General features: G+C 65.7%; 9 protein-coding genes and 4 pseudogenes. 6 read left to right on the top strand and 7 right to left on the bottom strand.

The genetic code is table 11. From position 1 onward, the window contains the following. Positions 1–369: 369 nt before the first annotated feature. Positions 370–753 (top strand): hypothetical protein, encoded by a 384-nt coding sequence (locus ACV7NQ_RS44230; RefSeq protein WP_463364938.1) that lies wholly within the window; start codon positions 370–372, stop codon positions 751–753. Here ACV7NQ_RS44230 and ACV7NQ_RS44225 read toward each other — a convergent pair. Together ACV7NQ_RS44225 and ACV7NQ_RS44220 are read right to left on the bottom strand one after the other, a co-directional pair. Continuing rightward, positions 750–1676: pseudogene (locus ACV7NQ_RS44225) on the bottom strand (IS5 family transposase). The gene ACV7NQ_RS44230 and the pseudogene ACV7NQ_RS44225 overlap by 4 nt on opposite strands. Positions 1677–1848: 172 nt before the next feature. After that, positions 1849–2175, bottom strand: a complete 327-nt coding sequence (locus ACV7NQ_RS44220; RefSeq protein WP_463364937.1) for a hypothetical protein — start codon at positions 2173–2175, stop codon at positions 1849–1851. Positions 2176–2300: 125 nt separating this feature from the next. On the opposite strand from ACV7NQ_RS44220, the gene ACV7NQ_RS44215 reads away from it, so the two are divergent. Then, entirely contained in the window at positions 2301–3467 is a 1167-nt protein-coding gene (locus tag ACV7NQ_RS44215) for an IS630 family transposase (protein ID WP_463364936.1), read from the top strand. A 738-nt stretch (positions 3468–4205) separates the two neighbouring features. Here the strand turns inward: ACV7NQ_RS44215 and ACV7NQ_RS44210 are convergent. The 4 genes and pseudogenes from ACV7NQ_RS44210 to ACV7NQ_RS44195 form a co-directional block, all read right to left on the bottom strand. Then, positions 4206–4658: a DUF6262 family protein gene (locus ACV7NQ_RS44210; RefSeq protein WP_463364935.1), complete on the bottom strand. Its 453-nt coding sequence runs from the start codon at positions 4656–4658 to the stop codon at positions 4206–4208. Next, positions 4648–6150, bottom strand: a complete 1503-nt coding sequence (locus ACV7NQ_RS44205; RefSeq protein WP_463364934.1) for a tyrosine-type recombinase/integrase — start codon at positions 6148–6150, stop codon at positions 4648–4650. Before ACV7NQ_RS44205 ends, ACV7NQ_RS44210 begins: the two co-directional genes overlap by 11 nt. After that, a pseudogene (locus ACV7NQ_RS44200) lies at positions 6147–6647 on the bottom strand (tyrosine-type recombinase/integrase); the annotation flags it as partial. The gene ACV7NQ_RS44205 and the pseudogene ACV7NQ_RS44200, both read right to left, overlap by 4 nt. Positions 6648–7523: 876 nt before the next feature. Continuing rightward, a pseudogene (locus ACV7NQ_RS44195) lies at positions 7524–7730 on the bottom strand (site-specific integrase); the annotation flags it as partial. A 676-nt stretch (positions 7731–8406) separates the two neighbouring features. On the opposite strand from ACV7NQ_RS44195, the gene ACV7NQ_RS44190 reads away from it, so the two are divergent. Beyond that, entirely contained in the window at positions 8407–8871 is a 465-nt protein-coding gene (locus tag ACV7NQ_RS44190; protein WP_463364933.1) for a hypothetical protein, read from the top strand. A gap of 286 nt (positions 8872–9157) precedes the next feature. On the opposite strand, the gene ACV7NQ_RS44185 is transcribed toward ACV7NQ_RS44190, so the two are convergent. Next, a complete protein-coding gene (locus tag ACV7NQ_RS44185) occupies positions 9158–9535 on the bottom strand; it encodes a hypothetical protein (protein ID WP_463364932.1) in 378 nt (125 codons plus the stop codon). Between the two features lie 331 nt (positions 9536–9866). Between ACV7NQ_RS44185 and ACV7NQ_RS44180 the strand changes: the two are divergent. From ACV7NQ_RS44180 to ACV7NQ_RS44170, 3 genes and pseudogenes are all read left to right on the top strand, one after another. After that, a pseudogene (locus ACV7NQ_RS44180) lies at positions 9867–10950 on the top strand (tyrosine-type recombinase/integrase). Next, positions 10947–11273 (top strand): helix-turn-helix domain-containing protein, encoded by a 327-nt coding sequence (locus tag ACV7NQ_RS44175; RefSeq protein WP_463362269.1) that lies wholly within the window; start codon positions 10947–10949, stop codon positions 11271–11273. Before ACV7NQ_RS44180 ends, ACV7NQ_RS44175 begins: the two are co-directional and overlap by 4 nt. Positions 11274–11893: 620 nt before the next feature. Then, a complete protein-coding gene (locus ACV7NQ_RS44170; protein WP_463362268.1) occupies positions 11894–12532 on the top strand; it encodes an integrase in 639 nt (212 codons plus the stop codon). Positions 12533–12620 lie beyond the last annotated feature (88 nt).

The following is a 12620-nucleotide window of genomic DNA, read 5'->3' as shown; positions in this document are numbered from 1 at the left end:
CCCCGGCAGGGCACTGTGAACATGGGAACGGGTCTGAACTGCGGTTTTCTTTGGGCAGTTGTGATTGAAGCCGATTACCAGCTTTGATCGGTCGTACCCCAGTTGGTCTGCTGCACTGATTTGTCGCGATCTCGGACGCCTATGTGGCGGTTGAGCGCTTGGTTGGGGTCAAAGGTGCCGGTGGGGTCTCGTTGGTTGCCGCCCTTGACACGTTCGGGAACGGCGGCTTTCCGAACGTCGTGTGCCGCTCGTTGTGTCGGTTATGCCAGGTAGGTGCCTATATTCGTAGTCAGGTGCAAGTTGCGCTGCAACGGTTCGACCTGACCGGTAGCTTGGCTCGGATTGGCCTCCGGGCGGGACAGTGGAGGCATGACGATACCGATCAACACTGCTACCCGGTGGGGCGGGCTCGCGGTTCGTGCCGTTCGTCGTGATCGCCCCGATGCCGGCAAGATCGCGGAGGTGCTCGTCGAGCTGGCGCGAGAACAGATGGCCGGCAAGCGAAGTCGTGACGACCGTGCCGCGATCGGCGGCGAGGGTTCACCGGTGTCTCCGCGGCGGTCCACGCCGAGGCGGGCACGACAACTTGATCAGGACCAGATTCGGATGCTGATACGCGACTATGTGGCCGACGCTACGACCTCCGAGCTGGGTAACCGATTCGGTGTCGATCGCCGCACCGTCAGTGCCATCCTGCATCGGCATGACGTGCCGATGCGTCGCCGTGGCCTGTCAGCCGATCAGACCGACTAGGGTGTGTCTCCCAATTTGCTGGTCCCGACGCGGGCGTGGATGACGGCGCAGGCCAGCAGGAGCCACCGAGGTAGGTCAGCGCGTACTTGTCGTAGCGGGTCGCGATGCCTCGCCACTGCTTGAGCCGGTTGAAGCCCCGTTCCACGGTATTGCGCAGACCGTAGAGCTCGGCGTCGAACGCAGGTGGCCGACCTCCTGCTGACCCTTTCGCTTTGCGCCGGGCGATCTGGTCTTTACGCTCGGGGATGGTGTGTTTGATTCTCCTGGAACGTAATTCGGTTCGTGTGCTGGGATGCGAGTACGCCTTGTCGCCGAGCAGCCGGAAGTCGCGGCCGGGCTCGCCCGCCCCGCGACGGGTCTGCGCGTAGTCGTCGAGCAACGGCACCAACTGCGGATTGTCACCGGCTTGGCCCGCGGTCAACCGGACAGCGACCGGGGCCTGACGCTGATCGGCCAGAGCATGGATCTTCGTGGTCAACCCGCCACGCGAGCGGCCCAGCGCATGGTTCGCGGGCTCATCGGCGGCTTTCTTGTAATTCGATAGAGCCCCCTGTGGCGAGCGTGTCCGACCGCGCACCCGCGGCATGCTGATGCGCCCGCGCGCTCGTCGAGTCCACCGACAGCAGTTTCTCGACGTCACCGGCCATCTCCGCGTCGAACCCGAACACGACCGCTACCCGGGCGAACATCTCGTCGTAGGTGCCATCCAAAGACCACCGGTGATGCCGCTTCCACACCGTCTGCCACGGCCCGAAGACAGCAGGCAGGTCCCGCCACGGAGTACCCGTGCGGAACCTCCACGCGATCCCCTCCAGCATCAACCGGTGATCACCGAACCTGTTGCCCCGCTTGCCCTTATCCGACGGCATCACCGGTTCGACCGCCGCCCAGAACTCATCAGAAATCAAACCCAACCGCGTCACCGGCCAATCTTCGCCGGTCAAGACCCGAATAATCGGGAGACACGCCCTAGCTAGTAGCTGCCTGGCCCAGGTCTGTCACCGCAGGTGAAGTCAGGCTGACACCGATCTAAGTGGTCGGCGCTGGAAGTGTCTCGAGGGTTGATACAAACGCGGGTTTTGTGTTGGGTGCCGGTCAGAGGTCTGTGGTGGTGAGGTAGAGCTCGCAGGCGCAGTCGAGGGCGTTTTCGGGGCTGCCGGCGAAGGTGCCGGTGTGCAGGATCGAGTCCTGGTAGCTGTCGGTGCTGGCGAGGTAGAGCGCGAAACCCCACATCGAGGCGGATCCGCCGTAGCGCAGGCGCATCAGGCGCATGATCTCGCCGTCGGGGAGTTCGCCGTCGATGTAGGCGAACGCGCCGCGGTGGCGGATGTGCAGGTCGGTGAGCTGGGGCCAGCGGGAGCGGGCGTGGATGGTCAGCCTTTGGGCGAGGGAATCCTTGGTCGACTGCGGCGGTGAGGCCATTGGAGGTGTTCTCCACTCGGGGCGATGTCAGGGGTGTCGGCGTGTCGGGCCATGATACGGGCAGGCTGCACGGAAAGGTATTCGCCTGTCCTGCATGATGTCTCGTAGATCGGTCGTCCCTGCCCGTGTTCGTCGCCACCGCCGTGCCTGTTGCCCCGACCGCGTCCGAGCGTCGCCGGTTGAAGAAGATGGCCTACGGCCACAAGACGCCCTATCAGGCCAGGCAGCGGGCGACGATCGTGCTGCTGGCGTCGCGGGGTTGCTCCAACGCCGCGATAGCCGCCCGAACACAGCTGCACGTGGACACGGTGCGGACCTGGCGGGGCCGGTTCGCCGTCGGCGGGTTGCCCGCACTGGCCGACCGGAAACGGTCGGGGCGTCCGCCGGTGTTCACGCCGCTGCAGGTCGCCGAGGCCAAGGCGCTGGCCTGCCAGTTGCCCGCCGAGACCGGGACCCCACTGTCACGCTGGTCATGCCCGGAACTGGCCGCCGAACTGACCGCGCGCGGGATCACCGACGCCGTCTCCGAGTCCACGGTGCGCCGCTGGCTCAAGGCCGACGCGATCAAGCCGTGGCAGTACCGGTCCCCGATATTCATCCGCGACCCCGACTTCCGCGTCAAGGCCCAACGGGTCCTCGATCTCTACGCCCGCACCTTCGACGGGCAACCGTTGGGCTCCGACGAGTACGTCATCTCCAGCGACGAAAAGACCTCCATCCAGGCGCGCTGCCGCTGTCACCCGACCCTGGCACCGGGCCAGGCGCGGGCGATGCGCGTCAACCACGAATACGGACGCGGCGGCGCGCTCGCCTACCTGGCCGCCTACGACGTCCACCAAGCGAAGGTCTTCGGCCGCTGCGAGCCGAAAACCGGTATCGAGCCGTTCATGAACCTGGTTACCGAGGTCATGACCACCGAACCCTATGCCAGCGCGAAACGCGTCTACTGGGTCGTGGACAACGGCTCGTCGCACCGCGGCCGGACAGCCATCGACCGTCTGACCAAGGCGTTCCCGAACGCCGTCATGGTCCACACCCCGGTCCACGCGTCCTGGACCAACCAGATCGAAATCTTCTTCTCGATCGTCCAACGAAAAGTCGTCTCGCCCAACGACTTCACAGACCTGACCCAAGTCAGGGACCGGCTCCGAGCATTCGAAGACCGCTACAACGCCACGGCACAGCCATTCCAGTGGAAGTTCACCACCTCCGACCTGGACGATCTACTGGCCAGACTCGACCGGCACACCATCGACCGGCACCAACAATCCTGCGTCACCCCGGCAGCGTGAACAACCCCCGAAGGACTTCCAGCGCCGACCACTAAGCGACATCATGGCGATGGTCATCGGCATGTCCCGGGGACTGTTCGAGAACGAGGCGCAGCATCGACGGGTGCTGGCGATGGCCCTGGACGCCATCCGGTGTTCGTGAGGCCGTTGTTACCGACACCCCCGGGTACAAGGAATCTGCCATCGCTAGTCCCACAGATCGCCGCACGGCAGCAACGGCAGATCCGGACTCACGTCGTCATCGACGGTGACCACCAACCCCAGCTCCGAAAAGCCGCCGATCACCACGCGTTCAGCAACGAAAGTGCAACAGTTAGACCTGATCGGCCGCCAGCGCTCAGGGGCGCGTGAGAATAGAGGGCTGTCGGTGCGACGCGATCGGGCCGGCAGCTTTGCCGGTGGTGGACGACTGCCCTGCTCCGCCACCCGCCGGTCGGCGGCGCCGAAACCCTCGCTCGCGTCGCCGGCCTCACCAGGTGTGCAGATCATCGGTCGCCGGCCTCGATTCGGTGGCGTCGGCGAAGTACCGCACGCACCCCGTCGTCAACCACGGCCAGGCTGGCCGGGCTTCCGGTGCGGCGGGCACCGACTCTTACCACGAACGTTGGTTTCGACACGCGGAAGTGTTCGAGAACCGATCATTATCTTTAGCTGTCCGGGGGTAATAGTCCGCTGACCTGGGTTTGTTCGTCGGCGACAACGTCGCCGACGAACAAACGACTGCGTTGCCATCGCTGGTCAGCACGGTCCGATCGTTACGGACCCGCGACGCCTCTGGAGGCTGGCAGGCTCAATTTCGAGCGCCGGGCGAATGCCGGCGTGCCGGAGATGGCCGAGTGCTTCTGCAAGCTGCCGTCGCAGCCGCCGGTTTTCGTCGGACAGCTCCCGGTTTCGGGCGTTCGCGAGTTCGAGTCGCCGCACCAGCGACGTGTCGCTGGTGCGGTGGCGTGCAGGTAGTGGCGTGTCTGGTGCGCGCCGGTTGAGGTCACGTAGCCGTTGGACCTCAGCTCGGATGTCAGCCTGAGAATAGAGCCAGGATCGCGAAACCCCTGCGGCGGCAGCGACAGTCTGGAACGTCACGGGCGCTCCAGCGGCGTCGAGTTCGCGGATGGCTTGGATGGCCTTGCTGCGGGTCAGTTCGTGCCGGTGACGTGCCGCCGCGACGAGGTGCATGCTGTTGTCAGCTCGCATCCGATGTTCCCTGGTCGGCAGCGTCGGGCCCGGTTTCGAGCGCTGTGATGATGTTGTTCAGGTTGCCGAGCACCTGTTGGTTCATCTCCACCAGGCGTCGCTGGCCGCGGGCCTCTGCGGCAGAGATCAGTTCGATGACCTGCTGGCGATGCTGCTGGTGCTGCGGGAGGAACTCGGCGGTGGTCACGAACATCGGGCATGACAAGCACGCGTTCGCATGCGGGCAGGTTCGCACCATCGGCAGTCCACAGTATCCGTTGGGTAGTGCCTGGGTCGCGCGGCTGACGCGTTGCTTCGCCCAGGAGGCTTCGGCGAGTGGGCCATCCGGATCGAGTACGACGGTTTCGCCGGTGACTCCGACTTTGCGGGCGGCTTCCCAATGGCGGCGGATTGTCGTGTCGGACAGCCGGGCATATCGGGCGGTCATGAGGTGCGAGTCGTGATCGAGAATCCGGCGGACCACTTCTTGCGGAACGTCACGGTTGATCAGCCGGGTTCCGAGAATGTGGCGCCACTGGTGGGGTGTCACGCGGACTCGGCGGCCGTTCTCGTCCCGGATATCGCATCGCGCCAACCACCTGCGCAGAGCGCGGCGGTAGGTGTCGCCCCAGATCGGCCGATGACCGTCGGGGTTTCTCCGCTCTTGCGGGAACAGTCGTGGAATCCCTTGCGGCCATTGCTCTTCCAGATCGCGCAGGTGCTGCTTGATGGATTGTTCCAGCTCGTCGTCGATGGGCACCAACGCTTCACGTCGCATCTTGTGGTTGAAGTACCGCAGGTAGGGTGCTCCTTCGCCGTCGCGAACGACGCAATCGACGCCGAGACCGAGCCCATCGGTGAGGCGCAGCCCGGATCGCATGAGGATGAGCGTCACCAGCCGATAGGCAGGGTTGCCCCACCGGTCGAGGTTCTGGGGGCTCTCCAGCTGCGTCATGACGTGGTCGCTGAGCGCGCGTGGCAGCCACTCGCCTTCCTTGGGAATGTCCTCTGGGAAGAACATGGCGTTGACCGGCAGCGAGGTGTCCCAGCCGTGCTGGCGGATCGCGATCAGAAATTGATTGAGCTGTCCGATCATGTGCCGGTGCACCACCCGCCCGCCGCATTCGGCATGCAAGTGAGCCAGATATCGCTCGAGCAGCGGCCGGTCGACCTCACCAAGGCTGCTCACCGGAATCCGCTGTGCAGCAAGGAACTCGGCGAACCGGGTGACCGCGCGGACACCCAGACCGGCGGTCTCGGCGGTTTTTCCCGTTGCGATTCGCCACCGCGACCACCGTTTGGCCAGCTCCTTCAGCCAGGGCTGGGGTATGTCCCCGAAACGCAGGTAGGCCAGGTTCCCCCGTTCGCGGTGTGCGCCGACACGACGCAGATCCCAGGTATCACGACCATATTCCTCGGCCCAGGGGTCGTCGTCGCGGCCCGAACGGCCGTCGATCCGAGGCCTGTTTCCAGTGGCCTGGCTGATGTCGGTGATCGAGGCGATGGAGTTCACAGCGCCACCTCACTCCCGCTGAACCAACCGGCCTTCTCGAGAATCTTCCTAGCGTCTTCGACCGTGAGGTGCCCGTAGACGGTTGACGTGACGGTCAGGCTGGCATGGCCGAGCAACTTCGATACGACCTCGATCGGCACCCCGTCCCGCAGCATTCGGGTGGCCGCGGTGTGCCGGCACCAGTGCGGATCGAAGTCGATCCCGGTCCGCTGGCGCAGGCGGCAGACCAGGTCGTAGACCGCCGGATACGACCAGGGACGTCCATACCGACCGGCCCAAAGATTGACGAAGACATAGTCCGAATCTAGGTCTCCGTACTCGGCATGCAGATAGTCGGCGTAGAGGCGAATCAGATCAGCGCTGACCGGAATCGACCGCGGCCGTTGGGATTTCGTGCGAGCACCGTTGTCGTTGTCACGAGGCACGATGCTGACCTCACGTTCGGCGGCCGCGATGTCCGCATGCCGCAGTCCCAGCGCCTCGCCAACCCTCATGCCCTCTCCGGGGTTTCCTGACCTGTTGCACGACGTTGCTCAACCCGGGTGGCCGGGCCGGTGCTTCGGCGGTTCTCCGTGGGTGTGGTGCTCGTGGCTGGTAGTCGTATCGGGTTGTCGACCAGAAAGCGAGCATGTATGCGGGCGTTTCCGGTGAGTTTGCCGTCCGGGCAGCGGTATTGGACCGTTCTGGATGAGGAGTTGCGGATCGTCGGCGTCGCCGACGAGTTTCTGCGGCATCTGCGGTTCGGCCGTGACGCGGCTGAGTCCACGACGAAGGCGTATGCGCATTCGATCGTGTTGTTCCTGCGTTGGTGTGCCCGGTCGGGCCGGTCCTGGCAGGCCGGGGTCGAGCAGTTCGCCCTGTTCATGACGTGGCTGGCTCACGCCCGTCCCTCCGCTGACGGTGTCGCGTCCGTGGTGGTCGCGGGTCCTGGTGCGGCGGCAGCGCGGTGTCCGTCGCGGATCAATGGTGTGCTGACCGCGGTGCGGGGCATGGTGGTGCATGCGGTGGCGACCGGTCACGGTGAGCCGGGTCTGGTGGCGTTGCTGTATGAGGTCGCCGACGATCGGGATCTGCCGGTCGAGGCCCGCGGTGAGGACGGTCGGATGGCGTGGCGGCTGCGGGCCCGGCATCGGCTGCGGGAGCCGGAGACGATGGTTGAACGGGCCAGCGACGCCCAGATCGTCGCGCTGCTGCGCGTGTGCCGGTCCGCGAGGGATCGGCTGATCGTTTTGCTGCTGGCCCGTGCCGGGCTGCGGCGCGGGGAATTGTGCGGGTTGCCCCGCAGCGATGTCCACTTGCTGGTGGATTCGCGGCGCCTGGGCTGCGAGGTCGAGCGCGCGCACCTGCATGTGGTGCGCCGCGAGGACAACCCGAACGGCGCGTGGGCCAAGCTCCTTCCGGGCGAGGAACACGAACCAGTCCTTCAGATCATGGGCATACGCCTTGATCGTGTTCGGCGACCGCTCGATGTCGGTCAGATACGCCAGATACCGCTCCACCGGCGCCACCGGCCCGTCGTCGCCGAGAACCGTCCACGACTCACGCCGCGAGATCGGGGACAAAACCCGCACCACATGCATCGCTCCTCCAGACAATCCGCGAAATGGACGGGCTGAAGGTAACCACGTCCAGCACGCCGATCCGGAGAGCCGGAACCCTGGTGCTCGACGTCGAAGACACCACTTCACCGGCTAGAGATAACCGATCGTTCACGAGACACATTGAGCCGCTGACGATTACCGCAGGTCGGATGCCGCCGAATCTGTAACGGTTGCCGTGTACGCACCAATGTCACCCTGTCGGGGGTTCGCAATACACTCCGCGGCATGCGAATCGGCTACCCGTAACGAGCGCCGTACAGGCGCCGATTCGCAACACAGATCTAACGCCTACCAAGGGGGAGCAGTGACTTACCCGCCGCAACCGCCAAACCAGCCGGCCGGACCACAACAGCCGAACTACGGGCCTCCCCCCGGATACAGGCCTTCCCCCGGATACAGGCCTCCCCCCGGATACGCCGCAGAGATCTCGGGCCGCCGCCCGTCACGAATACTGATGGCGGGTAGCTGGATCGCGGTATTCGTACCACTGTTCAGCTTGGGCCTACTGACCGCCGTATTGTTCGCTTTCGCAGCCGCCGGGGCACGGTCACGGTCGCTGGCGTTGAGCGCGGTCGGATACGCGGTAGCAACCGCGATCGCGTTCGCGGCACTGAATCACAGCGACCCAATCTTCGCGACAGCCATAGTGATTCTGATGCTCGGAGGCACAGGGCAGGCTGTATGGGTCCGCAATCGCGCTATCGGGGCGATAACCCAGATAACGTCACACCGACAGCAGGGTGCCGCGCCCGAGCGACCAGCGCTGGAGACGGCGATAGCGACCGATCCCGCAGTACAGGCGGCACTGCAGCGTCGTGCCCGGCGTGAACAGGCTCGCCAACTGCTATCCACCGACCCGAATCTGGCGACCGAGCTGGCGATCGGACGCCCAGATCTGCAACAGGAGTTCGACGACGGCGGGCTCGTCGATGTCAACAACGTTCCCGAATCCATACTTGCCCAATTGCCGGGTGTCACACCCGAACTGGCCACCCAGATTGCCGCGGCAGCGAGAGTTCACCAGCTTACCAGCGTCGAGGACCTGATCGTTTTCGGCGACCTCCCCTACGGTCTCGCCGAAAACCTGCGTGAGCATTTGATCTTCCGCGAACGTTGCTGACGCAAGCGTCACGCCGGCTGCGAGTCTATGCGCGGTACCGGCCACGTCGAGGGCCTTCGGACGGCGGAACGCCCCAGTTCGGATCGCCGCACTCGCTCCAGTGCAGGTGAGTTGCCGCGTGAAAGCACCGTTCTGCTGCGGCTCACCCTCTACCGGGCCCCCAGGTGGTACCGACTCGCGAAACTATCGGCGGTGGCGTCTTACCGCCAGATCCGGCGGACTTGGACCTCACGGGGCCGGGATCCGAAAAAGACAGAGGCGCACGCACTCCACCGCCCGTTGCTGCTCAACGCGTTGGCGGCACCGGTGGCCGCCCGCGTGGCGGCCGCCGATCGAACACGAGCGGCGCCCAGATTCGCACCGTCACCATCGCGAGCAGACCGAGGATCCAGATGGCCTCAAAGAACCAACCGACGACGCTGCGCAGTGTCGACGGATCATGCGCGCCCAAGTACTCGACCGCCAGATACGTGCCGAGCAGGTACGGCCAGAAGATGACCAGCAGAATCGCGGCCAGACCGAGCAGCAACCCGACAAGGCCGCCGCTGCCCGACGAACGCCGCCAAGACGTTCCGGCCGACAGCGGGCCGATGCCACCACCGATACCACGGTTAGAAATGCCGGCTCTGACGCCAAATGCGCCCCCGCCGAACCCAATTCGCATCGCTCGATCGTATGCGCACCATGCAGGGCAGGTAGCAGGATCGACGGTTTGACCATCGAAAAGCTCATCGACCCGATGTTCCCGGAACCCCGACCCCGGCGGAACATCGGCACCGAGCCCCTCCGCTGCTGGTCACGGGTGTTGGGTAATCAACAGTCGACGAGTTCCTGAGCCTTCCAGCCGTCCCCGACTTCCCTGAATCCTGCCTGGACCGGGTGATCCAGGCGCGTCCCCGCACCGAATACCGGTATTGAGACGACATCACCGGTGCTGACTGTATTGCGGCGCGGCTGATGTGGCTTCAGCCGGGATGAAGACGAGGAGGCGTGGGTTGGCTCTGGCGGCGGTGCGTGACCTTCGGGAGCTTCGGGCTCCAGCGACCGAGGACGAGATCGCTGCGTTCGAGACCGACGTGTTGTCGGGGTTCGTGCTGGCGCGGGCCTCGGCGGGCTTGGTGGATTCCACGATCCGCAACGACGTGAATCACCTGGAGCTGATCCGAGATTGGTTCGGGCGGCCACTGTGGGAGATGCAGCCTGCCGACGCGGACACCTACTTCGGCAAGGTGCTGCGTGAGGCGAAGCCGTCGACGCGGATCGGTCGCGCGGCAGCGCTGACGGTGTATTTCCACTTCCTGGAGTTACGGCACAAGGTCGAGTTGCACAACCTCATCGGTCGCGTCGTGGAGTGCCCGCTGGATGAGATCAACCGGCCGAAGGCGTCGGTGGATCCGCGGCTGCGGATCCCGCCGACCGCTGAGGAGGTCGAGCAGTTGTTCGCTGGGTGGCGGGCGGAGCTGGCGGCCTGCCGGAAGTTCGCCCCGATCGCCCGCAACTACGCCGTGGCTCGCTTGGTCGCCGACGTCGGCCTGCGGATCAACGAGGCCCGCATGCTCGACCTGGACGATGTGCGCTGGGAGCTGGGAGCTGGGCCGGTTCGGGAAGCTGAATGTCCGCCACGGCAAGGGATCTCGTCGCAAGGGCCCGAAACCGCGGCTGGTGCCGTTGATCAACGGCGCCGACCGCAGCGTGCGCTGGTTCGTCGAGGACGTGCTCGGCCAGTTCGATATCGACCCAGCGGGTCACGGTGTCCCGCTGTTTCCGTCCGAGCGCAAGAACATCGACGGGACCGGCCGGTGAGCGACCGCGGACGTGTTCCGCCGGGCCTTGGCCGAGGCCGTCGACCAGCACCTGCCGACCTGGTCGGGCAAGCTGACACCCCATGTTCTTCGGCATTTTTGCGCCAGCCAGCTCTATCTAGGCGGGATGAATCTGTTCGCCATTCAGGAGCTTTGTGGTCACGCCTGGACTGCCACCACTGCCCGGTATATCCACGTCCACGCCACTCATGTCGAAGACGCCTGGGTGAGCGGGCAGCGCCGGGTCGCCGATCGATGGAAAGGACTCGCCCAGTGAAGTGGAATCTGCGCCTGGCCGCGGCCAATCGCGGTATCTGGAAGGCCAGCGAGTTGCACCACAAGCTCGCCGATCGCGGCATGGTCATCAGCACCGGCAAGATGTCCGGGCTGTGGTCGGGCACCCCGAACGCGGTCAAGCTCGAAGAGCTCGACGTCATCTGCGCGGTCCTCGGCTGCGGTATCGAGGAACTGCTGATCCCCGAGCCCGACACCGTTGCAGCGCCCGCGCAGGCCGGTGAGGACGCTCCCGCCGTGGTCGGTGGTGAGGCCCGGCCGGTCCTGCCACGCACCCGCGACGGCCGATCCGTGCCGCCCAGATGAACTGCCAGCGGTGCGGCAAGGCATTGCCGGACAAGCGGCGGCGAAACCAAATCTATTGCAGCAAAGGATGTTCGGCTCTCGCGTCCTACTGGCGGCGCAAGAGGGGCGAACCGATCCCGCCGCGCTGGCAACACCCAGCACTGACCGCTGCCGACCCTGTGCTGCGGGCCGCCGCGCAGCACGCCCACCAGCTCGGCCAGGCCCGGGGCTGGAGCCCGTCCACGACGCTGCCTGCTCGACGGCCTGGTCACAGTCCTGGGCGGGCGGCCCGCAGGGCAGCGGGTGCCGCTCACCGAGGTCCGCTCCCGCCCGCACCGCTGGGTGTCACGCCCCCGCCTCGTCGAAGTCCTCACTGATCTCGAGCTTCTGGACGACGACTCGACAGCCACGATCCGATCCTGGATCGACTGCGTGACAACCGATCTCGCGTCTGGCTTTGCCGAGCCAGCCCGGCACTGGCTGACGGTTCTGCTGGACGGGACGCTCGTGCCCGGCCGCGCTCGACCTCCACCCTCTACGTCTATTTCGGTTGCGCCCGGCCGTTTCTCGATCAATGGGCCACCCGCTACGACCACCTGCGGGAAGTCACCCGCGCCGACATCACCGCCGCGCTGGCGCCGTTGACCGGCTCGCAACGCTCCAACGCCATCGCATCTCTGCGATCACTGTTCCGGTTCGCCAAGAAACGGGGCCTGATCTTCGCCAACCCGACCACCGGGCTCAAGGCCCGCCGCGCCGACTTCCCCCTGTTGCCGATGACCGACGAAGAGATCCACGCCGTCGAGCAACTGGCCACCGACCCCGCCTGGCGGGTCATCGTCGCCCTGGCCGCGGAAAACGCTGCCCGCACCGGCGCTATCCGGCGCCTGAAACTCACCGACGTCGATCTGGCCAACCGGCGCATCACCCTCGCCGGACGCCGTCAGCGCCTCGGCGACCTCGGTCACCGCGCCATCCGCCGCTGGCTCGATCACCGCCGCACGATCTGGCCGACCACCGTGAACCCGCACGTGCTGGTCAGCCCGAAGACCGTGCATGACACCGCGCCGATCAGCCAGATATTCGTCAACCTCCGCATACAGGCCACCGGTTGCACCGTCGACCAGATCCGCCGCGATCGCATCCTCCACGAGGCCTTCACCGCCGGCCCCGACCCGCTGCACCTGACGCTGGTCTTCGGCATCTCCCACAACACCGCCGCCGCGACCGTCGCCGAGCACCTGCTCAGCGACGAACTCGAACATCCGCCAGCCGACTGAGTGTCGCCTGCCAGCCTGGCAGCCGACAACTGAGCCGAGTCGGCAACCGCTAGACTTCCCCGAAACTCGCCGCGAATCTCGATGTCAC

The organism is Nocardia sp. Tas62D01, assembly GCF_055232035.1.
This window is presented reverse-complemented; position numbering and strand designations above follow the sequence as displayed.

Bases quoted from the DNA above. Each gene is read 5' to 3' on its own strand.
- ACV7NQ_RS44230 (WP_463364938.1), top strand. From the start codon at position 370: ATGACGATACCGATCAACACTGCTACCCGGTGGGGCGGGCTCGCGGTT.
- ACV7NQ_RS44220 (WP_463364937.1), bottom strand. From the start codon at position 2,175: ATGGCCTCACCGCCGCAGTCGACCAAGGATTCCCTCGCCCAAAGGCTG.
- ACV7NQ_RS44210 (WP_463364935.1), bottom strand. From the start codon at position 4,658: ATGCGAGCTGACAACAGCATGCACCTCGTCGCGGCGGCACGTCACCGG.
- ACV7NQ_RS44190 (WP_463364933.1), top strand. From the start codon at position 8,407: ATGCTCGGAGGCACAGGGCAGGCTGTATGGGTCCGCAATCGCGCTATC.
- ACV7NQ_RS44185 (WP_463364932.1), bottom strand. From the start codon at position 9,535: ATGCGAATTGGGTTCGGCGGGGGCGCATTTGGCGTCAGAGCCGGCATT.